Origin of the sequence: Streptomyces sp. JH34 (assembly GCF_029428875.1) — a bacterium.
Lineage (GTDB): Bacteria > Actinomycetota > Actinomycetes > Streptomycetales > Streptomycetaceae > Streptomyces.
In genome coordinates this window covers 4,931,596-4,956,304 of record NZ_JAJSOO010000001.1, presented here as the reverse complement: position 1 = coordinate 4,956,304, position 24,709 = coordinate 4,931,596, and the positions used below count along the sequence as shown (strand labels likewise).

Here is a 24,709-nt window from a genome sequence, read left to right as displayed (position 1 = left end):
CGCCCGCCCCACAGCTCCGTGCGGGGCCCGTCCGCCTGCCGGACAATGGATTGGACAAGGGAGCCGGGGACATACGCATCATGGACCGGCAATCGTGCCCGTTCGCATCTGTGAGGGAGTCCCAGTGAAGGTCGGAATCGTCGGCGCCACCGGTCAGGTCGGCACAGTCATGCGCAGCATCCTGGCCGAGCGGAAGTTCCCCGTCGCCGAGCTGCGGCTCTTCGCCTCCGCGCGTTCCGCGGGTTCCACCATCGCTTACGAGGGCACGGACATCACCGTGGAGGACGCCTCCACCGCTGACTACTCCGGTCTGGACATCGTGCTGTTCTCCGCCGGCGGCGCCACCTCGAAGGCGCTGGCCGAGAAGGTCGCCTCCCAGGGCGCCGTGGTGATCGACAACTCCTCCGCATGGCGTAAGGACCCCGAGGTACCGCTGGTCGTCTCCGAGGTCAACGCCCACGCGATCGCGAACCGCCCGAAGGGCATCATCGCCAACCCGAACTGCACCACGATGGCCGCCATGCCCGTGCTGCGCCCCCTGCACGACGAGGCGCAGCTCGACGCGCTGACCGTCGCCACCTACCAGGCGGTGTCCGGATCCGGGCTCGCCGGTGTCGCGGAGCTGCACGGCCAGGCGTCGGAGGTCGTCGCCGACGCGGACAAGCTGACGCACGACGGCGGCGCGGTCGACTTCCCCGAGCCGGGTGTCTACAAGCGCCCGATCGCCTTCAACGTGCTGCCCCTCGCCGGCTCGATCGTCGACGACGGTTCCTTCGAGACGGACGAGGAGCAGAAGCTCCGCAACGAGTCCCGCAAGATCCTGGAGATCCCGGAGCTCAAGGTGTCCGGCACCTGCGTCCGGGTCCCGGTCTTCTCCGGCCACTCCCTCCAGATCAACGCCCGTTTCGCCCGTCCCATCAGTGTCGAGCGCGCCTACGAGCTCCTGAAGGACGCCGAGGGCGTCGAGCTCTCCGAGATCCCGACGCCGCTCCAGGCGGCCGGCAAGGACGCCTCGTACGTCGGCCGTATCCGCGTCGACGAGACCGTCGAGCACGGCCTCGCGCTGTTCGTCTCCAGCGACAACCTGCGCAAGGGTGCCGCGCTGAACGCGGTCCAGATCGCGGAGCTGGTGGCGGCGGAGCTCGAGGGCTGACACCCTCCCCACCCGTGCGAAGGGGCGGCCACCGGATCCCGGTGGCCGCCCCTTCGCGCGCGGGCCGGTATCAGAGGGCGAGGTGCCTGCGCAGGGCGGCCTCGATCTCCCCCATCCGCTGACGCGGCACGGTCCCGACGCGCTTCAGGAACCGCTCGTGCGCCATCGCGCGTACCTGCTCACACTGCACTTTGCTGTCCTTGGGCAGGCCTGACTCGCCCGCCTGCAGCAGCACCTGGAAAGGGTAGACCCGAGCGGTGTTGGAGGTCAGCGGCACAACCGTGACCACACCGCGCCCGGTCCGGTCCACTACCGCGTTGGCGCCGTCGTTCGAGACGATCACCGAGGGCCTCGCCTTGTCGGCCTCACTGCCTCGGACTGGTTCGTACTCGACCAGGTAGATGTCACCGCGCTTCATCGGTCAGCCCGTCCCCGGAGAACCGGTCCCAGAACGCGGCGTCCTCACTCGCGTCCCACTCCGCGAAAGCTGCCTCGTAGTCGGCCTCCAGGTTGGAGGCGCGCAGAGCCTCGATGGCGGCGTGTATGACCGCCGACCGGGAATCCGCCTCGGTCTTCGCGGCGTACTCGTCGACGAAGGCGACATCCTCCTGCGGCAGGCTCACACTGATCTTCATGGAGGCAATCCTACCCTGAGTAGGAAAAGAATGGCTACCTGAGCGCTACCTCCCCGCCCTGTTCGGTCGCACCTCGAAGTGGAAGCACCCGTACTCCACGGCCCGCACGTGCACCAGCGCCACCTCCGGGTCGGCGAAGGCCTCCGCGAAGGCCGCGTCGAACCCCTTCTCCTGGGCGGCCGGGATCTCCAGCAGCCGGCCGCCGATGATCTCGCCGTCCGCGTCGTAGCGCCGGACCGTGCGCATGGCGCCCGTACGGGAGAACGGGTAGCCGGTCCGGTCCGCCGCCGGGCCCTCGCACTCCTCGGCGTGGATGAAGACCGGGCCCTGTTCGTCGTACGCCCCCGGGCGGGCCCAGGTCTCCGCGGCCCAGCGCCTCAGCGGCGCGTAGGAGACGAGTGCGACCCGCTCCCCCGCCTCGGCACCGCGCAGGCAGCAGCGCAGGGGATCGCCGCCCTCCGTGGCCGTGTACGGGACGCAGGGGCGTCCGGCGTCGTCGGTCGTCCGGAGGCCTTTCAGGGCGCTGGGTTCGATGGGCCGTGCCTCGTATGCGGTCATGGTCCGAGGGTGGCCCGGATGCCCGCGCGGGTCCGGCGGAAAACGGACATCGCGCTGCGCCCTCCGCACGTGGAAGGATGACCAAAAACGTCGCATATCAAGGAGATGACCGCGTGCCTGGCACGAATCTGACCCGCGAAGAGGCACAGGAGCGGGCGCGCCTGCTGACCGTGGACGCGTACGAGATCGATCTCGACCTCTCCGGCGCGCAGGACGGGGGCACCTACCGGTCCGTCACCACCGTGCGCTTCGACTCCGCCGAGGCCGGTGCGGAGACCTTCATCGATCTGGTCGCCCCGGCCGTGCACGACATCGTGCTGAACGGCAAGGACCTGGACATCGCAGCCGTCTTCCGGGACTCCCGGATCACGCTGAAACACCTCCAGGCCGGTGCCAACGAGCTCAAGGTCGTCGCCGACTGCTCGTACACGAACACCGGCGAGGGCCTGCACCGCTTCGTCGACCCGGTCGACGAGCAGGCCTACCTCTACACCCAGTTCGAGGTCCCGGACGCCCGGCGGGTGTTCGCCAGCTTCGAGCAGCCGGACCTGAAGGCGACCTTCCGGTTCACCGTGAAGGCGCCGTCCGGCTGGACCGTGATCTCCAACTCGCCGACGCCCGAGCCGAAGGACGACGTCTGGTCCTTCGAGCCGACGCCGCGCATCTCCACCTACATCACGGCGCTGATCGCCGGTCCGTACCACTCGGTGCACAGCAGCTACGAGAAGGACGGCCAGTCGGTCCCGCTCGGCATCTACTGCCGGCCGTCGCTCGCCGAGTACCTCGACGCGGACGAGATCTTCGCGGTCACCCGGCAGGGCTTCGACTGGTTCCAGGAGAAGTTCGACTACGCGTACCCCTTCGCCAAGTACGACCAGCTCTTCGTCCCGGAGTTCAACGCGGGCGCGATGGAGAACGCGGGCGCGGTCACCATCCGCGACCAGTACGTGTTCCGTTCGAAGGTCACGGACGCGGCCTACGAGACGCGCGCCGAGACGATCCTCCACGAGCTGGCCCACATGTGGTTCGGCGACCTGGTCACCATGGAGTGGTGGAACGACCTCTGGCTGAACGAGTCCTTCGCGACGTACACCTCCATCGCGTGCCAGGCGGACGCCGCGGGATCGAAGTGGCCGCACTCCTGGACCACGTTCGCCAACTCCATGAAGACCTGGGCGTACCGGCAGGACCAGCTGCCGTCGACGCACCCGATCATGGCGGACATCCAGGACCTCGACGACGTCCTGGTGAACTTCGACGGGATCACGTACGCGAAGGGCGCCTCGGTCCTGAAGCAGCTCGTGGCCTACGTCGGCAAGGACGCGTTCTTCCAGGGCGTGCAGGCGTACTTCAAGGCCCACGCCTTCGGGAACACCCGCCTGTCGGACCTGCTGGGAGCGCTCGAGGAGACCTCCGGCCGCGACCTGAAGACCTGGTCCAAGGCATGGCTGGAGACGGCCGGCATCAACATCCTGCGCCCGGAGATCGAGACCGACGCGAACGGCCACGTCACCTCGTTCACCGTCCTGCAGGAGGCCCCCGCGCTGCCCGCCGGCGCGAAGGGTGAGCCCACCCTGCGTCCGCACCGGATCGCCATCGGCTGCTACGACCTCGACGCGGCGGGCAAGCTGGTCCGCACGGACCGGATCGAGCTGGACGTGGACGGCGAGCGCACCACCGTGCCGTTCCCGTCCGGCACGGCGCGTCCGGCGGTCGTCCTGCTCAACGACGACGACCTGTCGTACGCGAAGGTCCGTCTCGACGAGGAGTCGCTGCGGGTCGTCACGGAGCACCTGGGTGACTTCGCGGAGTCCCTGCCGCGCGCGCTGAGCTGGGCCTCGGCCTGGGACATGACGCGTGACGGCGAACTGGCGACGCGTGACTACCTGGCGCTGGTCCTCTCCGGGATCGGCAAGGAGTCGGACATCGGCGTCGTGCAGTCGCTGCACCGCCAGGTGAAGCTGGCCCTCGACCTCTACGCCGCCCCCGAGTGGCGCGAGGCGGGCCTGAACCAGTGGACCGAAGCGACGCTGGCGCACCTGCGCGCGGCCGAGCCGGCCGGTGACCACCAGCTGGCCTGGGCCCGCGCCTTCGCCGCGACGGCGCGCAGCCCGCTGCACCTCGACGTCCTGCAGTCGCTGCTGGACGGCACGCAGGAGATCGAGGGCCTGGCCGTCGACACGGAGCTGCGCTGGGCGTTCGTGCAGCGCCTGGCGGCGACGGGTCTCCTGGACGAGGAGGAGATCGCCGCGGAGTACGAGCGCGACAGGACCGCCGCGGGCGAGCGTCACGCGGCGTCGGCGCGTGCGGCCCAGCCCTCCGAGGAGGCCAAGGCCGAGGCGTGGGCGTCGGTCGTCGAGTCGGACAAGCTGCCGAACTCGCTGCAGGAGTCGGTCATCACCGGTTTCGTGCAGACGGACCAGCGTGAGCTGCTGGCTCCGTACACGGAGAGGTTCTTCACGGCGGTCAAGGACGTCTGGGACTCGCGCAGCCACGAGATGGCCCAGCAGATCGCGGTCGGCCTGTACCCGTCGCTCCAGGTCTCGCAGGAGACCCTGGACGCCACGGACGCCTGGCTGGAGTCGGCGCAGCCGAGCGCCGCGCTCCGGCGGCTGATGTCGGAGTCCCGCTCGGGTGTGGAGCGTGCGCTGAAGGCCCAGGCGGCCGACGCAGCGGCGGCCACCGCGTAGCGGTCCTCCGGTACGCGCGACGAGGGGGCGCCTCCCGTGGGGGGGCGCCCCCTCGGTCGTGCGGGGCGGAGGGCGCGGACGGCCGCTGGAAGCCGCCCGGCGGGCGGGCGCGGGTGCGCAGCCGTCCGCCGGGCGGGGCGTCAGGCGCCGGACTCCTGGTGGCGGCGGGCCAGTTCGGCGGCGCCGGCCTCCGTCAGTGAGCCGTGGAGGCGCATCCGGGCCACCCCGCCGTCGGGGTAGGCGTCCAGGCGTACGTGGGTGACCACGGCCTCGGTGTCGAGGACGAAGCGGTGGAGGGTGTCGGGCTGGAGCCGGGTGCGGGGCAGGATCTCGAACCACTCGCCCGTGTCGCCGTCGCGGCCGTGGAGGCCGGTCCAGCCGGCCGCGTTGCCCTTGAGGCAGGCCGTGTCGATCTCGACCGCGCGCACCGCGCCCTGGGCGGGCAGCCGGAAGCGGACCCAGTCGTTCGTGTCGCGGACCCGGCGGCGGCGGTTCTCCCAGCCGTCGTCCATCTTGCGGGAGGTGCCGGGCAGGATGATCTGGGCCGGGGAGGAGTAGAAGCGGTCCGAGGCGTCCTCGTACGTGCCGCCGTTGAGGATCGAGATCAGGTCGATCGTGCCGAGGGCCGCGAGCCAGGCCGGGTCGGGCACGACCTCGCCGTGGACGCGGAGACGGGCGATCCCGCCGTCCGGGTGCTGGCGGATCCGCAGGTGCGTCCAGCGGCGGTCACCGGTGACCTCGAAGCCGTTGGCGGCGTGGCCCCGCACGGGGGTGGGCGGGACGAGCTCCTCCCACTTCACGTCGTCGGCGAGGAGCTCCCCGGGTCCGGGGGCGCCTTCCACGGCCGTGGCCTGCACGGAGACGCGCTGCGGGTAGTTGCCGCGGAAGTGGGCGGTGTCGACGACGATGCCGCGGATGATCCCGGGCGCGCCCAGCCGGACGATCGCCCAGTCGTGGTCCTCGGGGGCGGGGAAGGGGTGCTCCGCGTCCGCGCCCCGGCGGCGGCGGGTCTCCCAGCCGTCCATGATCTTGCCCTTGTGGCCGAAGCGCTCGGGGTCGAAGACGGCGGGTTCGCGGATCAGGAGGTTCTCGCGCTCGGCGAAGAACTCGTCGTTCGCCGCGATCACTCCGGCGCCGAGGCGTCGGTCGGCGAGGTCGACCAGCCGGGTGAAGGGGAAGTCGCCCGCGCGGTAGTCGGCGTAGGGGTCACCACCGCCGTAGGGGGCCGCGTCGTTGGCGTGCGGGTCGCTGGAAGAGGGCTCCGTCTGGATCTCGTCGGTGGGCATGGGCCCACTGTGCGGCCCCGTCGACGACAAGGTCCATCGAAAGTTTTCGTACGGTTCTTTCAGCTGTGCTTAACGGTGTGCCGGTGGGAAGTGGCCGCCACCTGCTGGAGCGCGCCCAGTACGCGGGCGACCGCCGGGCCGCGTTCGGCTCCCTGCCGCACGGCGACCACCACGTGGCGGTACGGCCGGTCCGCCTCCAGGACCCGCATCGCCACGCCGTCGTGCGGCCGGTCCGAGGCGGAGACCATCCGGGGGATCAGCGCGACGCCCATGGACGCCCGCACCATGGCGAGGATCGCCGTCCAGCCGCTGGCGCTGTGGGCCTGTTCGGGGACGAAGCCCGCCGCCTCGCACGCGGCGGTGGTGATCTCCGACCAGGGGCCGGACCCGCCGAAGATCCAGGGCTCCCGCGAGAGGTCCGCCAGCCGCAGGACCGGCGCCCCGGCGAGGCGGTGCCCGGCGGGCAGCGCCACGTCCAGCGGGTCGGCGAGGAGCGGCTGCAGGGTGAAGCGGGGGTCACGGGCCGTCGGGGCGTGCGCCGCCAGGGAGAGCGCCAGATCCACCTCACCGGCCGACAGCAGCTCGAAGGCCTGGGCCGCCTCCGCCTCCCGTACGCGGATCTGGGGCCCGGGGCGCTCCTCGGCTCCCAGCAGTCGCACGGCCGGGACCACGAGGGCGGGCACGGCCGTCGAGAAGGCGCCGACGCGCACCTGGCCCGCCTCGCCCCGCAGATAGCCGGTGAGTTCGGCGTCGGCCCGTTCCAGCTGGGCGAAGACCGCCTCGGCGTGGTGCAGCACGAGGTGCGCGGCGTCGGTGAGCCGCACGCGTCGCCCCTGCGCCTCCAGCAGTCGCACCCCGAGCTGCCCGGCGAGGTTGGTGAGCTGCTGCGAGACGGCCGACGGCGTCATGCGGAGGGCTTCGGCGGTGGCGGTGACGGTGCCCCGGTCGCGCAGGGTGCGCAGGATGCGGAGCTTCTTGACGTCCCACTCGGTCATGCCCGCGACCTGTCCGGGTCCGGACACGCCGGTGCGCCGCGCGGTACGGAGTACCGGCGGCGCACCCGGGGGATTCCCTAGGCCTGCTTCTTGGACTTGTCGAGGACCATCACGAGGCCCACGATCACCAGGAACAGGACGATCGGCAGCGCGACGTAGAGACCGAGGGTCTCCAGCACGTTCAGGCCCGGCCCCGGGTCGTCACCGTCGTCGCGGGTCAGCGCGAGCGCCGGGGACGACATGAGCAGCATCATCAGCGTCGTACCGGCCGCGACGGCGCCGGCGCGCATAGCGTTCTTCTTGTCCACGGTGCAAACGTAGCGAACGCCTACGAGGGGCGCGCGTCCGGGGGTGCCGTACGGGACTCCGGACCGTCCGTCAGGACGGCCATCAGCCGGTGCAGCCGGGGCGAGGCGGTGATCTCCTCCAGGGTGACGGGATGGCCTTCCGCATCGGCGACGGGCAGACGCCAGTTGGGGTACTGGTCCCAGGTACCGGGCAGGTTCTGCGGGCGGCGGTCGCCCACGGTGTCGGGGAGCCAGACGCCGGCCATCAGGGCCGGGGTGCCGCGCAGGAAACGGTGGACGGCACGGACGGCCGCCTCCTCGTCCCCGTCGCCCTCGGGCAGCAGCCGGAGCCGGGCCAGGTAGGCGAGCCATTCCGCGGTGTCGGCGGCGTCCTCGGCCAGCTCCTGCTCCAGAGGGTGGGTCAGCAGCCCGAGCCGGTGGCGGAGCGTCACGTGTTCGCCCGTCAGCCGGGCGGCGGTGGAGGGCAGGTCGTGGGTGGTCGCCGTTGCCACGCAGCCCTGGCGCCAGGCCCCGGGGGCGAGCGGGCGCCCGTCCCCCGCCCAGTCGCGCTCGAACCAGAGCACCGAGGTACCGAGCACCCCGCGCCGGGCGAGCGCCTCGCGTACGCCGGGCTCGACGGTGCCGAGGTCCTCCCCTACGACGACGGCACCCGCCCGGTGGGCCTCCAGGACGAGGACGGCGAGCATGGCCTCGGCGTCCTGGGCGACGTAGGCGCCCTCGGTGGGCGGGAGCCCCTCGGGGACCCACCAGAGCCGGAACAGGCCCATGACGTGGTCGATGCGCAGGGCCCCGGCGTGGGCGAGGAGACCCCGCAGCAGGTCCCGGTAGGGGGCGTACCCGGACGCCGCGAGGGCGTCCGGGCGCCAGGGGGGCAGTCCCCAGTCCTGGCCGTGGGCGTTGAAGGCGTCAGGGGGCGCGCCGACGGACATGCCCCGGGCGAACGCGTCCTGCTGCGCCCAGGTGTCGGCGCCGTCGGGGTGCACGCCGACGGCGAGGTCGTGGACGATCCCGACGGTCATCCCGGAGTCCCGGGCGGCGCTCTGCGCGGTGGCGAGCTGGGTGTCCGTGAGCCAGGCGAGCCGGCAGTGGAAGTCGACCCGGTCGAGCAGGTCGGTGCGGGCCCGGGCGCTCTGCGGGGAGCGCGGGTCGCGCAGCCCTTCCGGCCAGGCTCGCCACTGCGGGCCGTGCACCTCGGCCAGGGCGTACCAGAGGGCGTGGTCCTCCAGGGCCTGCCCCTGCGCGGCGAGGAAGTCGCAGTAGGCGGCACGGCGGCCGGGGGTCAGGGGCACCTCGTGGACGATCTCCAGGGCCTGCTTCTTGAGCGCCCAGACGGCGTCCCGGTCGATCAGTGCGCCCTTGTCCAGCACGGCCTCGCGCAGCGCCGCGGCTTCCTGGCGCAGGTCGTCCAGGGCCGCCCTGCCCGGCTCGCCGACATGGCCGTACTCGGGGATCGACTCGATGTGCAGATGGACGGGGTCCGGGAAGCGGCGCGAGGAGGGGCGGTACGGGGACGGGTCCGTGGGCCGGCCCGGTACGGCGGCGTGCAGCGGGTTGACCTGGACGAATCCGCTGCCCAGGGTCCGTCCCGCCCAGGCGGCGAGGTCGGCCAGGTCCGCGAGGTCGCCCATGCCCCAGGAGCGGGCGGAGAGCATCGAGTAGAGCTGGACGAGGAATCCGTGCGTGCGCGGGGGCGGCTGGGGTACTCGGTCCGGAGCGACGACGAGAGTGGCGGTGATGTGGCGGTGGTCCGGGGTGCGGACGGTCAGCCGGTGGACGCCCAGGGGCGGTTCCGTCCACCAGGTGGGCGTCTCAGGCGCGTTCTCGACGGGTGCTGGGGCGGGGAGGACCCGCATGCGCAGGGGCCGGGGCGTCCCGGTGGCCCCCGGCTCGTGCTCGACCGTGAGGAGCGCGCCGGGCGGCAGCCCGGTGAGCGCCGCCGGCAGCGGCTCCCCCGACCAGGCCACCACCGTCGGCGGGAGCAGTCGGGAGGCCGCCGCCGATTCGGCCGCGGCGAGTGATCTCCGTACCTCCGCGGGAGTGGCGGCGTCGACGCCCAGCGCGGCGAGCACGGCCGTGACCGTGTCGTCGGGGACGGACACCGTGACGTCCGCGGACGGGGAGAAGGAGGTGGCGACGCCGTGCAGTGCGGCGAGCCGGGACAAGCCCATTCAGACTCCTGGGGACTCCATGCCCCCCGCGGTGCCGGGTGCTGTCGGCTCGCTGGTCAGAGGGGCGACGGCGGCGAGCGGTGGCTCGCTCGTGAGGGGTGTCGCGTCGGCGAGCGGAGGCTCGCTGGTGAGCGGGGGCTCACTGATGAGCGGGGCGCTGTCGGCGGACGCGGGTTCGCCGGTCAGGTGGGACACGTCGGCGAGCGGGAGCTCGCTGATCATCGGAGGGGCGGTGAAGGTCGGCGACGTCTTGCCTGCCAGCGGATCGGGATCCATGGGGCTCGGTACCTGTTTGGAGAGGGCGGAGAGCAGAAGCTGCGCGGATGCGGGCACGTTGGCCTCCTGGCCGTGGACAACAGGACACAGCAGGCCTACCCAGCGGGAGCGGGTACAGGCGTGGACGTGACACAGGCGTTATGACTAACGAGCTCAACGTGCCGTGGGTCACACCCCGTTCCCGCACTCGTCGGGTATGGGTGGTTTTCAGCCACTCGACAGCACTTCCCCGAACACCCACGCGTCACACCCGGCAGCACCTAGGGCATATGGGTCCAAACGGTCACGTGCATTGACACCCCCGCGTCCGGGTGGTGGGCTCGGACGTCATTGCCGGGGCAGCGGTCCCCCGCTCGGACCGGGCCCGGTCCGGACGCGGGCCCCGTGCCAGGACGAAGGGGTGGGGCGTGCAGCTCGGGCGCAGGAGGCACGCGACGGCCGTCGCCGTCGCCGTGATCGGCGGGCTGCTCGGCCCGTTCGCACCGGCCGCCGTCGCGGCCCCCGTCACCCCCTCCGCGACCGCCGCGGACCGTACGGAGGACACCCGGCTGCCCGCGGTCTGGCCCCGTCCGCAGTCCGTGGAGGCGTCCGGGCGGGCGGTCACCCTGGGGACCGAGGTCACCCTCCTCGCCGACGCGGACGCCGATCCGTACGCGGTGGAGGCGCTCAGGACACTCCTGCGCGACGCCGGCGTACGCACGGTGCACGACGCCCTGCCCGGCGGGGGGCCGGTGCTCCTGCTCGGCGGCACGGACGCCGGCCGCGCCCTGCGGGCCCTGCGCGCGCCCGAACGCGCCGACCTTCCGTCCGGGGGCTACCGCCTCGCCGTGGGTGAGGACGACGGCCGCCCCACGGTCGCTCTGGACGGCGTCGGCGATGACGGCCTGTTCCACGGCGTCCAGACCCTGCGCCAGCTCGTGAAGGACGGCACCGTCGCCGGGGCCGTCGTCCGCGACTGGCCGGGTACCGCCGTACGCGGTACGGCCGAGGGCTTCTACGGGCAGCCGTGGACCCGTGAGGAGCGGCTCGCGCAGCTCGGCTTCATGGGGCGCACGAAGCAGAACCGCTATCTATACGCGGCCGGCGACGACCCCTACCGGCAGGCCCGCTGGCGCGAGCCCTACCCGGCCGGCGAGCGTGCCGACTTCCGCGCGCTGGCCAGGAGGGCGCGGGCCGAGCACGTGACCCTGGGCTGGGCGGTCTCTCCCGGTCAGGCGATGTGCATGACCTCGGACGCGGACGTGCGGGCGCTGAACCGGAAGATCGACGCGATGTGGGCGCTGGGGGTACGGGCCTTCCAGCTGCAGTTCCAGGACGTCAGCTACAGCGAGTGGCACTGCGACGAGGACGCGGAGACGTTCGGCAGCGGGCCCGAAGCGGCTGCCAGGGCGCAGGCCCGGGTCGCGAGCGCGGTCGCCCGGCACCTCGCGGACCGGCACCCGGACGCGGAGCCGCTGTCGGTGATGCCGACCGAGTTCTACCAGGACGGCGCCACCGACTACCGCACCGCACTCGCCGCCGAGCTGGACGAACGGGTGCAGGTGGCCTGGACCGGCGTCGGAGTGGTGCCGAAGACGATCACCGGGGGCGAGCTGGCGGGCGCCCGGGCGGCCTTCCGCCGCCCCCTGGTCACCATGGACAACTATCCGGTGAACGACTACGCCCAGGACCGGATCTTCCTGGGCCCGTACACCGGCCGGGATCCGGCCGTGGCCGGAGGGTCCGCGGCCCTGCTCTCCAATGCCATGGAGCAGCCCTCGGCGTCCCGCATCCCGCTGTTCACGGCCGCCGACTTCGCCTGGAACCCGAAGGGGTACCGGCCGCAGGAGTCCTGGCAGGCGGCGATCACGGACCTGGCGGGCGGCGACGCCACCGCGCGGGCGGCCCTGGAAGCGCTGGCGGGCAACAGCGCCACCTCGCTGCTGGGCGGTGACGAGTCGGCGTACCTCCGGCCTCTGCTGTCCGCGTTCTGGGCGACGCGTCCGGCCGCGCACGCGACCGACGGGACCGCCCGCGACAAGGCGGCGCGTGAGCTGCGGGCCGCCTTCGGCGTGATGCGGCAGGCACCGGACCGGCTGAAGGCCCCGGCGGACGGCCGGCTCCAGGACGAGGTCCGGCCGTGGACCGGACAGCTGGCCCGGTACGGCAGGGCGGGCGAGCTCGCCGTCGACCTGCTGCGGGCGCAGGAACGTGGCGACGGGGCGGCCGCCTGGCAGGCGCAGCTGGCGCTCGAACCGCTGCGCGAGAAGATCGCGGCGAGCACGGCGACGGTGGGCAAGGGGGTCCTGGACCCGTTCCTGGACCGGGTCGTCGAGGAGGCGGACGCCTGGAACGGCACGGACCGCGACGCGGGGACGCCGAGCCGCGACGCCGACGGTTACACCCTCCGCCTCGACCGCGCCCGCCCGCTGAAGGCCGTCACCACACTGACCGGGCCCGGCGGCAGTGCGGCGGACGCGGTCCTCGAGGTCCATGTCCCCGGCGAGGGCTGGCGCGGCCTGGGACGCCTGTCGGCCGCCGGCTGGACGCAGACGGCGGTGGAAGGCCTGCGGGCGGACGCGCTGCGGGTCACCGTGCCGTCCGCCCGCCCGGTCCTGGTCGGCCCCCCGGCACCGGGGGTCACCGGCACCCGCCGGCCCTCGGACGAGGGCCCGGAGGTGCGGGCGCTCGTCCCCTGGTTCGGGGACGAGCCGGCTGCCCGGCTCGCCCTCGTCCGTGACAGGACGGACGCCGTGATCGGCGGCGGTACGCAGCGGGTCGAGGCGCGGCTGGCGGGCGGGCGCCCCGGCGAGGTGAAGGGCAAGGTCACGGCGCGGGCCCCCGAGGGCATCGACGTGAAGGTGCCGAAGCAGGCGACGGTGACGGGCGGCTCGCGCACCGACGTCCCGGTGGACGTCACCGTCCCGGCCGGTACCCCGGCCGGTGAGTACGAGGTGCCGCTGCGCTTCGGGGATGAGGAGAGCACGCTGACCGTGCGGGCCTTCCCTCCCACGGCGGGCCCCGATCTGATGCGTACGGCCACGGCGGCCTCGTCGGGCGACGAGACCCCGGACTTCCCGGCCTCGGCGGCCTCCGACGGTGATCCGGAGACCCGGTGGTCCTCACCGGTCGAGGACGGCGCCTGGTGGCAGGCCGAACTGCCCGCCCCGGTCCGGCTCGGCCAGGTCGTGCTGCGGTGGCAGGACGCCTACGCCTCCCGCTACCGCGTGCAGGTCTCCCCGGACGGCCGCACCTGGCGGACGGCGGCGACCGTGCGGGACGGCGGGGGCGGGCGCGAAAGCGTCCGGATGGACGCGAAGGACACCCGCTTCATCCGGATCCAGGGCGACGGCCGGGCCACGGAGTACGGCTACTCGCTCTGGTCGGTCGAGGCGTACGCCGTCACCGCGGAGGGCGAGGACGCGCCCTGAGGGCCCGGAGACGTCGAAGGCCCGGTCCTCAGGCTGACACGCCGTCGATCCGGGCCATCACGTCGTCCGCTCCGAACGGCTGCAGATAGGGCAGCCAGCGCGGATCGCGGTGTCCCGTCCCGATGATCCGCCAGGCGAGCCCGCTGGGCGGCGCCGGCTGGTGGCGCAGCCGCCAGCCCAGCTCGGGCAGATGGCGGTCCGCCTTGACGTGGTTGCAGCGGCGGCAGGCCGCCACCACGTTGTCCCAGGCGTGCTGCCCGCCCCGGCTGCGCGGGATGACGTGGTCGACGCTGGTCGCGGCGGCCCCGCAGTACATGCAGCGGCCGCCGTCCCTCGCGAAGAGCGCCCGGCGCGTGAGGGGGACGGGCCCCCGGTAGGGGACCCGTACGAACCGCTTGAGGCGGACGACGCTGGGCGCCGGTACGGCGCGGGTCGCACTGTGCATGAAGGCGCCGGACTCCTCGAGGCAGATGGCCTTGTTCTCGAGGACGAGGACGAGTGCGCGGCGCAGGGGTACGACGCCGAGCGGCTCGTACGAAGCGTTGAGAACCAGGACGTGCGGCACGTGGATGCCTCCTTGTACGCCGGCGACGCGTGGCTCGCGCCGGGACGATCCATCCAAGTCTCTCCTCATGCCTGGTCCGAGCGCCACCACGTGCGGGTAACGGGCCGGAGGGATTTTCCCCACCGGCGGGCCGCCCGGGGGTCCGGGACGCCCGGAACAGGCGCTTCGGCAGGGCGGCCGCCCATGCTGTGCGATCGGCCACAGCCGCTGTGTCCCCGGGTGAGACGCGTCTCTCCCCCCTCTACGGCAACGAACCACTCCCCCCGCTTCGTTACTGTTGTTGGTCTGCTGTCGCCCCACCTGGAGGTCCCCGCCGTGTCCTTGTCCGCCCTCCTGGCCGCGACCCGGTCCCCCGGCGCCGCCGGCTCGCTGGACGAAGCCGCCGAGCGGGCCGGGAACGCCGCAGGCTGGGTCGAGGAGAACTGGTCCACCTGGCTGAACACCGGTCTGCGCATCCTCCTCATCGCGGCCATCGCGATCGTGCTGCGCTACCTGATCCGGCGTGCCCTGACCAACCTCATCGACCGCATGAACCGCAGCGCCCAGGCCGTGGAGGGCACGGCCCTCGGTGGCCTGCTGGTCAACGCGGAACGCCGCCGTCAGCGCTCCGAGGCCATCGGCTCGGTACTCCGCTCGGTCACGTCGTTCCTGATCATGGGCACCGCGGCCCTGATGATCCTGGGCGCCTTCCAGATCAACCTGGCCCCCCTGCTGGCCTCCGCGGGGGTCGCCGGTGTGGCCCTGGGCTTCGGGGCGCGCAACCTCGTCACCGACTTCCTCTCCGGCGTCTTCATGATCCTGGAGGACCAGTACGGCGTCGGGGACACCGTCGACGCGGGTGTCGCCTCCGGAGAGGTCATCGAGGTGGGACTGCGGGTCACCAAGCTGCGCGGCGACAACGGCGAGATCTGGTACGTCCGCAACGGTGAGGTCAAGCGGATCGGCAACCTCAGCCAGGGCTGGTCCACGGCCGGCGTCGACGTCACGGTCCGCCCGGTGGAGGACCTCGACCTGGTCCGCAAGGCGATCGCCGGGGCCGGCGAGACCATGACCAAGGAAGAGCCCTGGTCGGAGCGGCTGTGGGGCCCGGTGGAGGTCCTCGGTCTGGACGCGGTGCTGCTCGACTCGATGACCGTGCGGGTCACGGCCAAGACCATGCCGGGCAAGTCGCTGGGCGTCGAGCGCGAGCTGCGCTGGCGTATCAAGCAGGCCCTGGACGCGGCCGGCATCCGGATGATCGGCGTCGTTCCCGCACAGCCGGACGGCGAGTCCGTCGCCGACCCGACGGCGGCCATGGCGGCCCCGTCGGCGTACGCCTCGGCGACGTCACCGCAGTCGCTGGCGGCGACCCCGATAGCGCCGCCCAACCTGTCGAAGTAGTACAGGCCACGCGAGGGGCGCTCCGCGAGACCGCGGGGCGCCCCTCGCGTGCGTCGTCGGGCCGGTCAGTCGCCCGGACACGTGCGCTGCGCGTTGATCTCCTCGCGCGTCATGATCCTGCCGCGGTAGGTCAGGAACTCGTCCTCACCCAGCGTCACCGACTTCAGTCCGCCCAGGTCGACCGAACCGCTGCCCGCCTCCTCGACCTCGCCGGCGGACGCGGTACGCGTACTGACGTAGAAGACCTTCGGCAGGGGCTTCGACCGCGGCTCCTCCTGAGTGGTGAAACTGCGCACGCCGTCCACGAAGAACACGCCACGGCTCACTTCCGGCGACCGCGGGCCGCTCGCGCTCCACAGGGTCTCGAAGCCGTCGCCCCGCCCCTCGCCGTCCACGCCCGTCTCGATCCGGGCGCCGTGGACGGTCTCCGCGGGGCAGAGAGGCACGGCGATCAAAATGTCCCCGCCCTCCAGCCGGTAACCGAAGTCCATGGCCACGGGCGCGTTCGTCAGCACGCAGGACGAGAGCCCGGCGACCGCCCCGAGGGGCAGGAGCACAGTGGTCAGCGTCGCTCGCAGCAGTGATCGCACCCGGACTCCCCCGACGTGACGGCCGGCCGCCCGGGGAGCGTGCCCGCCCCGGCACCTGCTTCCGGTGCCCGCCCGCGGTCCGACCCTAGGGCCCCGGCCCTGACGTGGCACCAGGCGGTAGGTAACACTTCGGTAGCTCTGCGACCAGACACCATTGACGGCTCCGTGACGCCCGCCATACCTTCCTCCCATCGACAGTAAAGTTTCCTAACAGAAGGCGGGTGCGCCGCTCATGGCCGGAACGACACCGGGTACCCCTCGCGTGCTGCGAGCCATGAACGACCGGGCGGCGCTCGATCTCCTGGTCACCCAGGGGCCTCTCACCCGCACCCGCATCGGTGAACTGACCGGGCTGTCCAAGCCCACGGCCTCCCAGCTGCTGGCGAGGCTGGAGGACGCCGGCCTGGTCAGGTCGACGGGCAGCCAGAGCGGTCGGCCGGGGCCGAACGCCGTGCTCTACGAGATCGTCCCGGCCGCCGCCCATGTCGCCGCGCTCTCCGTCGGCCCCACCGGCATAGACGCCGTCGTCGCGGACGTCACCGGCGCCGTGGTCGGCTCCTGCCGTGTCGAGGCCGACGCCGTCGCGGACGACGTACGTCACCGCACCGCCCAGCTCGTCGCCGAAGCCGTGGACGGCGCCCTCGGCCGGACGGGTCTCGGCCACGACGACCTCGACGCCGTGGTGATCGGCACACCCGGCGCGATCGATCCGCACACCGGGCAGCTGCGCTACGCGCCCCATCTGCCCGGCTGGCACTCGCGCACCCTGCTCGCGGACCTCGCCGAGGTGGTCGGAAGGCCCGTCGTCATAGAGAACGACGTGAACCTCGCGGCCATCGCCGAGCAGTACGAGGGCGCGGCGCAGGACCACGACCACTTCGTCCTCGCCTATCTCGACGAAGGCGTGGGCGCCGCGATCGTGCTGGGCGGCACCCTCCTGCGCGGCGCCACGGGCGGCGCCGGGGAGATCGGCTACATGCCGTTGCCCGGCGCCCCGCTCGCGCGCGGAGGGGCCGCCGACTGGGCCGGCCCGGACGCGGGCGGCGGATTCCAGAGCCAGGTCTCCTGCCCCGCCGTGCGCGACCTGGCCGGGGGCAGGCCGCTGGCCGAAGCCCTCGCCGACGAGGCCGTGCGGGCGGAGGTCGCCCGCAGGCTGGCCACGGGCCTGGCCTCCGTGGTCGCCGTGGTCGACCCCGACCTGGTCGTCCTCTCCGGCGGGGTGGCCCAGGCCGGCGGGGAGGAACTCCGCGAGCGGGTCGAGGCAGAGATGACCGGTCTGGCGCTGCCCCGGCCGCTCCTCCGCGTCAGCGACATCGAGGGCGACCCGATCCTGACCGGCGCGCTGCGGACGGCCCTCGCCCAGGCACGCGACAGCGTCTTCGACACCGCCTGAACCACCCGCCACCGCAACGCGCCAGCCGTCTGAGCCCGTTGGCGTGTACGGCCCCCGTACCCGGCGGCCCGTCCCCGGTGCCCCCGTCCCCGCGAAGTCCCGCTGCAAAGGAAGTCCGCTATGGCGCCACGGCGCTTTCGTACCCGCGTGCCCCTGGCGCTCGGCGCAGCCGCGCTGCTGCTGTCCGGCTGCGCCAACCCGAGTACCGGCAGCAACACCGACGACCCCACGAAGCCCGTCACGCTGAAGTTCTGGCACGGCTGGTCGGCGCCCGGCGAGGTCGAGGCGATCAACGAGAACATCGCCCGCTTCGAGAAGCTCCATCCGAACATCGACGTCGTCTCCACCGGCAACGTGAGCGACGAGACGATCAACCAGGCGCTGCGCGCGGGCGGCGGCGACGCACCCGACGTCGTGACGTCCTTCACCACCAACAACGTCGGGCAGTACTGCTCGTCCGGCATGTGGGTGGATCTCGACCCGTTCATGGAGAAGAGCGGGATCGACAAGGAGAAGGTCTTCCCGAAGACCCTGCTGGACTACACGCGGTACGAGGGCGTGCAGTGTGCGACGCCTCTGCTCGCCGACGCGTTCGGCATGTACTACAACAAGGACGCCTTCGAGGCGGCGGGCATCGCCCGGCCCCCGCGCACCATGTCCGAGATGAAGGCCGACGCGGTCAAGCTGACGCAGCGGAACAAGGACGGCTCGCTGAAGCGCGCCGGCTTCATGCCGAACTTCCAGCTGTACCAGAACTCCCCCGACCGGATGTTCGCGCAGTGGGGTCCGGAGTACTTCGACGACGAGGGCAGGGCGAAGCTCGCCGACGAGCCGAAGACCGAGGACTTCTTCACCACCATGCGCGACCTCTCCGACGCCCAGGGCGGCTACGCGGCCATGGAGGGGCTCCGCGCCCGCTTCGGTGACGAGATGTCGTCCCAGAACGGCTTCCTGACCGGCAAGCTCGCCATGCACCTGGACGGCGAGTGGCGCGGGCTGATGCTCGACGAGGCGAAGGCGGACTTCGACTGGGCGGTCGCCCCGCTGCCGGTCCCCGACGACCAGGCGGACACGTACGGACGCGGCTATCTGACCGGCACCGTGGCCGGCATCGCGCACAGCAGCATGCATCAGAACGCGGCGTGGGAACTGGTGAAGTACCTGACGGTCGACACGGAGCCGGTCGTCCGCTTCGCCAACGCGATCCACAACGTGCCGTCCACCTTCGAGGCGCTCAAGTCCCCCGATCTGGACGCGGATCCGGCGTTCCGCGCCTTCATCGAGATCGCGCGGAACCCGCACAGCCAGGCCGTCCCTCCCTCGAACAACGGCGGTCAGTACATCAACTCGTTCGGTGACTTCTCGCAGTCCGTCGAGGCAGGCAGGACGAAGGACCTGCACCGCGCCCTGAAGGACCTCGACGACCAGATCGACGCCGACAACGTCCAGTCGGAAAACTGAGGAGCCGAGTCATGGCACTGTCCCTCTCCACCCCGGCGAAGTCCGCGGGACGGGCGACTGATCCGGCCCCCCGCGACTCTCCCCTGCGGCGCAAGCGGAACCGTGAGCGGCTGCGCAACCTGGGGTTCCTCTCGCCCTGGATCGTCGGGTTCTCGGTCTTCTTCGGATACCCGCTGATCGCGACCGTCTACTTCTCGTTCATGCACTACAACCAGATCAAGGCGCCCACCTTCGTGGGGCTGCGGAACTGGCGGTACGTGCTGGAGCAGATGCCGCTGTTCGGCCCGGCCCTGTGGAACACGCTGTGGCTGGTCGTCGTGATGGTCGCGCTGCGCGTGGTCTTCGGCCTCGGCATCGGCCTGCTGATCACGAAGATCAAGACGGGTGCGGGTCTGTTCCGCACGGCGTTCTACATCCCGTACCTGGCCCCGCCCGTCGCGGCCACGGTCGCCTTCGTCTTCCTCCTCAACCCGTCCACCGGGCCGGTCAACGAGATGCTGTCGTGGGTCGGCCTGCACGGCCCGAACTGGTTCAACGACCCGGACTGGTCGAAGCCCTCGCTGGTCCTGCTCTCCCTGTGGGGCATCGGCGACCTGATGGTCATCTTCATGGCCTCGCTGCTGGACGTGCCGAAGGAGCAGTACGAGGCCGCCGACCTGGACGGCGCGGGCGCCTGGGCGAAGTTCCGCTACGTCACCTGGCCCGCCATCACCCCGATCGTGCTGTTCGCCGTCGTCACCGGAGTGGTGCAGACGATGCAGTACTACACGCAGGCCCTCGTCGCGGGGAAGCTCGCCTCGGGCGTCTCCATCGGTCCCGGCACGGTGATCCAGCCCGGATATCCGGACCACTCCACCCTGACGGTTCCGCAGCTCGTGTACTCGCTGGGCTTCCAGAACTTCAACACCGGCGCCGCGTGCGTCCTCTCCCTCGTGCTCTTCGCCATCGCCATGGCCGTGACCCTTCTGCTGATGCGCAAGAGCGTCGGCCTCATCCCGGCGGAGGACTGACATGACCACCACCACCCTGACCAGGCCGGACACCGCCGTGCCGAGCCGTCCGAGCGGCGCCGACGCTGCCAGGCACCGGCGCAAGCGGATCCTGAACTGGATCGCGGTCCACTCCGTGGCCGTCGCGCTCGCCCTGTTCTTCGTCCTGCCGTTCGTGTTCGTTCTCCTCACGTCCGTGATGAGCGACGACCAGGCGATGAGCGGCGATCTGTGGCCCGGCTCGTGGAACTGGTCGAACTACTCGACGGTCTTCCACACACCCGGGTTCCTCGACTGGTGGCGCAACTCGCTGATGTACGCGCTGCTGGGCACCGTGTTCACGGTGTGCTCGTCCGTGCCGGTCGCCTACGCCCTGGCCAAGTTCCGCTTCCGTGGCCGGCGTACGGCGATGATGCTCGTCATCTCCACGATGATGCTGCCGCCGCAGGTCGTCATCATCCCGATGTACCTGGTGTGGGCGCAGCAGTTCCACCTCTCGGGCTCGCTGTGGCCGCTGATCATCCCGATGGCGTTCGGCGACGCCTACTCGATCTTCCTGCTGCGGCAGTTCCTGCTGACCATTCCGCAGGAGTACATCGAGTCGGCGAAGGTCGACGGGTGCGGTGAGTTCCGCACCCTGCTGAAGATCGTCGTCCCGATGGCCAAGCCGGGGATCGCGGCCGTCGCGCTCTTCCAGTTCTTCTACTGCTGGAACGACTACTTCGGACCGCAGATCTACGCCGCGCAGAACCCGGGCGCCTGGACCCTGAGCTACGGCCTGGAGTCCTTCAAGAGCGCCCACGCGGTCAACTGGAACCTGACGATGGCCGCCACGCTGCTCGTCATGGCACCGGTCGTCATCGTGTTCTTCTTCGCACAGAAGGCCTTCGTAGAAGGCGTCACCCTCACCGGAGTAAAGGGCTGAGAACCATGAAGCTCGCAGTAGTTGGTGGCGGGTCCACCTACACCCCCGAACTGATCGACGGCTTCGCGCGGCTGCGGGACACCCTGCCGGTGGAGGAGCTCGTGCTCGTCGACCCGGCGGCCGACCGGCTGGAGCTGGTCGGCGGCCTGGCGCGGCGGATCTTCGCCAGGCAGGGCCACCCCGGGAAGATCGTCACCACCTCCGACCTGGACGCCGGGGTCGCCGGCGCCGACGCGGTGCTGCTCCAGCTCCGCGTCGGCGGGCAGGCCGCCCGCGACCAGGACGAGACCTGGCCGCTCGAATGCGGTTGCGTCGGCCAGGAGACCACCGGAGCGGGCGGTCTGGCCAAGGCGCTGCGCACGGTGCCGGTCGTCCTCGACATCGCCGAGCGGGTCCGCCGCACCAATCCCGACGCGTGGATCATCGACTTCACCAACCCGGTCGGGATCGTGACCAGGGCTCTGCTCCAGGCCGGGCACAAGGCGGTCGGCCTGTGCAACGTGGCGATCGGCTTCCAGCGGAAGTTCGCCGCGCTGCTCGACGTGACGCCCGGTGAGGTGCACCTCGACCATGTCGGGCTGAACCACCTGACGTGGGAGCTCGGGGTGCGTCTCGGCGGCCCGGACGGCGAGGACGTCCTGCCGAAGCTGCTCGCGGAGCACGGCGACGCGATCGCCGGCGACCTGCGCATGCCCCGGCAGATCGTGGACCGGCTCGGCGTCGTCCCCTCGTACTACCTGCGGTACTTCTACGCGCACGACGAAGTCGTGAGGGAGCTCGGGACGAAGCCGTCCCGCGCCGCCGAGGTGGCCGCGATGGAGAAGGAACTCCTGGAGATGTACGGCGACCCCGCTCTGGACGAGAAGCCCGCGCTGCTCGGCAAGCGGGGCGGGGCCTTCTACTCGGAGGCGGCCGTGGACCTGGCGTCCTCGCTGCTCGGCGGGGGCGGCTCCACGGTGCAGGTGGTCAACACGTACAACAGGGGGACGCTGCCGTTCCTGCCGGACGACGCGGTGATCGAGGTCCAGGCACGGGTCGACGGCACGGGTGCCTCCCCGCTCGCCGTACCCGCGCTGGACCCGCTGTACGCGGGGCTGATCGGGCACGTCACCGCCTACGAGGACCTGGCCCTGGACGCCGCGCTGCGCGGAGGCCGCGACCGGGTGTTCAAGGCGCTGCTGGCACACCCCCTGATCGGCCAGTTCGAGTACGCCGAGGCGCTCACCGACAAGCTGATCGCGCACAACCGGGAGCACCTGGCGTGGGCCTGACCGCACATGTGCTCGCGATCGACGCGGGCAACAGCAAGACCGACGTCGCCGTGATCGGCGCCGACGGAACGGTCCTCGGGACCGCGCGCGGGGGTGGCTTCCAGCCGCCCGTCGTCGGGGTCGACGTGGCTGTGGACGGGCTGGGGACGGCGGTGGGCGCCGCGTTCGCGCAGGCCGGGGTGACCGGGGTCGAGCATGTGTCGGCCTGTCTCGCCAACGCCGATCTACCGGTCGAGGAACGGGGGTTGGCCGCGGCGTTGCGAGCCCGCGACTGGGGGCGGACGGTGGAGGTGCGCAACGACACCTTCGCGATACTGCGCGCGGGGGTGGACGAGCCCCGTGGGGTGGCCGTGGTGTGCGGGGCGGGGATCAACTGCGTCGGGATGCGGCCGGACGGCGCCACCGCCCGGTTCCCCGCGATCGGCCGGATGTCCGGTGACTGGGGCGGCGGTTCGGGGCTCGCCGAGGAGGCGATGTGGTTCGCGGCGAGGGCCGAGGACGGCCGCGGTGAGCCGACCGAGCTGGCGCGGACCCTGCCCGGGCACTTCGGGCTCGACTCGGTGTACGCGCTGATCGAGGCACTGCACCTGGGACACATCCCGTTCGGGCGCCGTCACGAACTGACCCCGGTGCTGTTCTCCACCGGCGCGGCCGGCGACCCGGTCGCGCGTGGTCTGGTGGAACGGCAGGGGGACGAGGTCGTGGCCATGGTGTCGGTCGCGCTGACCCGGCTCGGGCTGCTGGACGAGGAGGTGCCGGTGGTGCTGGGCGGCAGTGTGCTGGCGGCCCGCCACCCGGCGCTGGACGGCCGGATCGCCGAACTCCTCGCCGTACGGGCCCCGAAGGCCGCGGTGCGGGTGGTCTCGGCTCCGCCGGTCCTGGGTGCCGCGCTGCTGGGTCTGGACCACACCGGAGCCTCCCGGGAGACACACGACAGGCTGCGGGCGCAGTACGCCTGAGGCCCCGTCATGAAGGGCGCCCCGCGGTCGTGCCGCGGGGCGCCCCCGCGCGTCGGGAGGGGAACCGATCAGTCGTCCCGGACGTGTTCATGGTGGGGAGATCGGATCGCGCGGGGCCGGGGCCTGGCCCGAATCGCCTTGATCGTTCGCGCTCGTCCTGGTCGAATACGGGCGGCGACGCGGGATCCGGGCACTCCTGGTGGATGGATGGCTGCCCCGGGGGCCATAATTCTGGCCAGGACCAGTCGTCCATGATCGGCCGGGGGGCCCGGGCCGTCGCCAGTGACCGAGGGGGAGGTCAAGTGACATACCCGCCGAGCGGGACCGCGCCGCGGGAGCCCGGCCCGGGTCGGCCGTCCGCGCCCGTGACCGTACCCGCGCAGCGCCGTGGGGCCGGGTCGGAGGCCGCCGCGCGGCTGCGCGCCGCGGCGACGACCGAGCCGGGCAGGCTGCAGATCTACGGCGCCGTACTCGCACTGCTGGTCGTGGTGTTCGGGGTCGTCACCTATCTGGAGATCGCCGCGAGGTCCTCGTCCGCCGACGACGTGGTGACCCGCAGCCAGCCTCTGAGCGCGGATGCCGCGAGCATCTACCGGTCGCTCGCCGACGCGGACACGATGGCCGCGAGCGGCTTCCTCGCGGGTGCGCAGGAGCCCCCGGAGGTGCTCGCGCAGTACGACGCGGACATCAAGGAGGCGTCGCGGCTGCTGATCGACGCCGCGGCGAGCACCGACTCCTCGACGTCCTCGCACGAGGAGATCACGACGCTCAGCCGGCTGCTCCCCGTGTACACGGGCCTGATCGAGCGGGCCAGGGCCAACAACCGGCAGGGGCTTCCGCTCGGAGGCGCCTACCTCCGGTACGCCAACCAGAAGATGACCGACGAACTCCTCCCGGCGGCGGAGCGGTTGTACGTCGCCGAGACCGGCCGGCTGGCAACCGACTCGGCCGACGCGCGGCAGCTGCCCTTCCTGTCCTTGGGGGCCGGGACCGTCGCACTGGGCGCGCTGGTGTGGATGCAGCGGCGCAACTACCGCAGGACCAACCGCGTCTTCAACCGCGGGCTGCTCGCGGCGACGGCCGCGGCCACGGTGGTCCTGCTCTGGCTGACCGTGGGGCACACGGTGGCCAGGACCGAGCTGCGGGGCGCGATGGTGCACGGCCAGGAGTCGCTCGACGTACTCAACAAGGCCCGGATCAGCTCCCTGAAGGCACGGGCCAACGAGAACCTCACCCTGGTCGCCCGGGGCGCCGTTCTCACCGCGGACGGCACGCGGGACCAGTACGAGACCGACTACGGCACGGGCATGAAGGACCTCGGCGCCCAGCTCGAAAGGGCGCAGGACCTCGCCGACGACGCCCGGGGCGGCGAGCCCGTGAAGGACGCGATCGACGGTGTGTCCGCGTGGCAGGACCGTCACAGGAAGGCCCGGACGACGGACGACCGGGGCGACTACGACAGTGCGCTGCAGCAGATCATCGGCCCGCAGGACTCCACGGGCGATTCGTTCGAGCAGGTCGACGACGCGCTGGAGCAGGCGCTCGCCCATGAACAGGACGAGTTCGACACGGCGGCGGAGGACGGGCGCGGAGCGCTGGGCGGGCTGCCCTTCGGAGCGGCCGTCCTCGCCCTGCTGGGTGCGGTGGCCGTGATCGTCGGGGTCAACCGCAGGCTCTCGGAGTACCGGTGAGGGGAC

21 protein-coding genes are annotated in these 24,709 nt (G+C 72.0%); 11 read left to right on the top strand and 10 right to left on the bottom strand.

The features are described 5' to 3' along the window. Positions 1 to 124: 124 nt before the first annotated feature. On the top strand, positions 125 to 1,153 hold the full coding sequence (locus LWJ43_RS22130; RefSeq protein ID WP_277333962.1) for an aspartate-semialdehyde dehydrogenase: 1,029 nt from the start codon (positions 125 to 127) through the stop codon (positions 1,151 to 1,153). Positions 1,154 to 1,223: 70 nt separating this feature from the next. On the opposite strand, the gene LWJ43_RS22125 is transcribed toward LWJ43_RS22130, so the two are convergent. Genes LWJ43_RS22125 through LWJ43_RS22115 form a run of 3 tightly spaced genes read right to left on the bottom strand, consistent with a single transcriptional unit; the run spans position 1,224 to position 2,346 of the window. Then, a complete protein-coding gene (locus tag LWJ43_RS22125) occupies positions 1,224 to 1,571 on the bottom strand; it encodes a type II toxin-antitoxin system PemK/MazF family toxin (protein ID WP_277333961.1) in 348 nt (115 codons plus the stop codon). Next, positions 1,558 to 1,788: a ribbon-helix-helix domain-containing protein gene (locus LWJ43_RS22120; protein WP_033299349.1), complete on the bottom strand. Its 231-nt coding sequence runs from the start codon at positions 1,786 to 1,788 to the stop codon at positions 1,558 to 1,560. Before LWJ43_RS22120 ends, LWJ43_RS22125 begins: the two co-directional genes overlap by 14 nt. A gap of 45 nt (positions 1,789 to 1,833) precedes the next feature. Then, on the bottom strand, positions 1,834 to 2,346 hold the full coding sequence (locus tag LWJ43_RS22115) for a DUF1203 domain-containing protein (RefSeq protein WP_277333960.1): 513 nt from the start codon (positions 2,344 to 2,346) through the stop codon (positions 1,834 to 1,836). Positions 2,347 to 2,459: 113 nt separating this feature from the next. Between LWJ43_RS22115 and pepN the strand changes: the two genes are divergently transcribed. Next, positions 2,460 to 5,036, top strand: coding sequence for an aminopeptidase N (gene pepN, locus LWJ43_RS22110; protein ID WP_277333959.1), 2,577 nt, complete (start codon positions 2,460 to 2,462; stop codon positions 5,034 to 5,036). Between the two features lie 140 nt (positions 5,037 to 5,176). Here pepN and alc read toward each other — a convergent pair whose 3' ends face one another. The 5 genes from alc to LWJ43_RS22085 form a co-directional block, all read right to left on the bottom strand. After that, on the bottom strand, positions 5,177 to 6,322 hold the full coding sequence (gene alc, locus LWJ43_RS22105; RefSeq protein ID WP_277333958.1) for an allantoicase: 1,146 nt from the start codon (positions 6,320 to 6,322) through the stop codon (positions 5,177 to 5,179). A 59-nt stretch (positions 6,323 to 6,381) separates the two neighbouring features. Further along, on the bottom strand, positions 6,382 to 7,317 hold the full coding sequence (locus tag LWJ43_RS22100) for a LysR family transcriptional regulator (protein WP_277333957.1): 936 nt from the start codon (positions 7,315 to 7,317) through the stop codon (positions 6,382 to 6,384). A 77-nt stretch (positions 7,318 to 7,394) separates the two neighbouring features. Next, positions 7,395 to 7,625 (bottom strand): hypothetical protein, encoded by a 231-nt coding sequence (locus LWJ43_RS22095; RefSeq protein ID WP_462100901.1) that lies wholly within the window; start codon positions 7,623 to 7,625, stop codon positions 7,395 to 7,397. Between the two features lie 20 nt (positions 7,626 to 7,645). Further along, positions 7,646 to 9,793, bottom strand: a complete 2,148-nt coding sequence (gene malQ / locus LWJ43_RS22090) for a 4-alpha-glucanotransferase (protein ID WP_277333956.1) — start codon at positions 9,791 to 9,793, stop codon at positions 7,646 to 7,648. Then, positions 9,794 to 10,126 (bottom strand): hypothetical protein, encoded by a 333-nt coding sequence (locus LWJ43_RS22085; protein ID WP_277333955.1) that lies wholly within the window; start codon positions 10,124 to 10,126, stop codon positions 9,794 to 9,796. 350 nt (positions 10,127 to 10,476) lie between these two features. Here LWJ43_RS22085 and LWJ43_RS22080 point away from each other — a divergent pair, with 350 nt between their 5' ends. Further along, positions 10,477 to 13,479 (top strand): beta-N-acetylglucosaminidase domain-containing protein, encoded by a 3,003-nt coding sequence (locus LWJ43_RS22080; protein ID WP_277333954.1) that lies wholly within the window; start codon positions 10,477 to 10,479, stop codon positions 13,477 to 13,479. A gap of 28 nt (positions 13,480 to 13,507) precedes the next feature. Here the strand turns inward: LWJ43_RS22080 and LWJ43_RS22075 are convergent, their stop codons facing one another. Further along, positions 13,508 to 14,044 carry an HNH endonuclease gene (locus LWJ43_RS22075; RefSeq protein ID WP_104785722.1) on the bottom strand — a complete coding sequence of 179 codons (537 nt, stop codon included), beginning with the start codon at positions 14,042 to 14,044 and terminating at the stop codon, positions 13,508 to 13,510. A 315-nt stretch (positions 14,045 to 14,359) separates the two neighbouring features. Here LWJ43_RS22075 and LWJ43_RS22070 point away from each other — a divergent pair, with 315 nt between their 5' ends. Continuing rightward, on the top strand, positions 14,360 to 15,424 hold the full coding sequence (locus LWJ43_RS22070; RefSeq protein WP_277333953.1) for a mechanosensitive ion channel family protein: 1,065 nt from the start codon (positions 14,360 to 14,362) through the stop codon (positions 15,422 to 15,424). A 65-nt stretch (positions 15,425 to 15,489) separates the two neighbouring features. Here LWJ43_RS22070 and LWJ43_RS22065 read toward each other — a convergent pair whose 3' ends face one another. Next, positions 15,490 to 16,014, bottom strand: a complete 525-nt coding sequence (locus LWJ43_RS22065; RefSeq protein WP_277333952.1) for a hypothetical protein — start codon at positions 16,012 to 16,014, stop codon at positions 15,490 to 15,492. A 232-nt stretch (positions 16,015 to 16,246) separates the two neighbouring features. On the opposite strand from LWJ43_RS22065, the gene LWJ43_RS22060 reads away from it, so the two are divergent. The 7 genes from LWJ43_RS22060 (at position 16,247) to LWJ43_RS22030 (ending at position 24,703) form a co-directional block, all read left to right on the top strand. After that, positions 16,247 to 17,407 (top strand): ROK family transcriptional regulator, encoded by a 1,161-nt coding sequence (locus LWJ43_RS22060; protein ID WP_277333951.1) that lies wholly within the window; start codon positions 16,247 to 16,249, stop codon positions 17,405 to 17,407. 120 nt (positions 17,408 to 17,527) lie between these two features. After that, positions 17,528 to 18,868: an ABC transporter substrate-binding protein gene (locus tag LWJ43_RS22055; protein ID WP_277333950.1), complete on the top strand. Its 1,341-nt coding sequence runs from the start codon at positions 17,528 to 17,530 to the stop codon at positions 18,866 to 18,868. An 11-nt stretch (positions 18,869 to 18,879) separates the two neighbouring features. Next, positions 18,880 to 19,878: a carbohydrate ABC transporter permease gene (locus LWJ43_RS22050; RefSeq protein ID WP_277333949.1), complete on the top strand. Its 999-nt coding sequence runs from the start codon at positions 18,880 to 18,882 to the stop codon at positions 19,876 to 19,878. A gap of 1 nt (position 19,879) precedes the next feature. Further along, complete coding sequence (locus LWJ43_RS22045) at positions 19,880 to 20,782, top strand: carbohydrate ABC transporter permease (RefSeq protein ID WP_277333948.1); 903 nt, start codon at positions 19,880 to 19,882, stop codon at positions 20,780 to 20,782. A 5-nt stretch (positions 20,783 to 20,787) separates the two neighbouring features. Then, on the top strand, positions 20,788 to 22,053 hold the full coding sequence (locus tag LWJ43_RS22040) for a 6-phospho-beta-glucosidase (protein ID WP_277333947.1): 1,266 nt from the start codon (positions 20,788 to 20,790) through the stop codon (positions 22,051 to 22,053). Beyond that, entirely contained in the window at positions 22,044 to 23,012 is a 969-nt protein-coding gene (locus tag LWJ43_RS22035; protein ID WP_277333946.1) for an N-acetylglucosamine kinase, read from the top strand. Before LWJ43_RS22040 ends, LWJ43_RS22035 begins: the two co-directional genes overlap by 10 nt. A gap of 302 nt (positions 23,013 to 23,314) precedes the next feature. Then, complete coding sequence (locus tag LWJ43_RS22030; RefSeq protein ID WP_277333945.1) at positions 23,315 to 24,703, top strand: hypothetical protein; 1,389 nt, start codon at positions 23,315 to 23,317, stop codon at positions 24,701 to 24,703. Positions 24,704 to 24,709 lie beyond the last annotated feature (6 nt).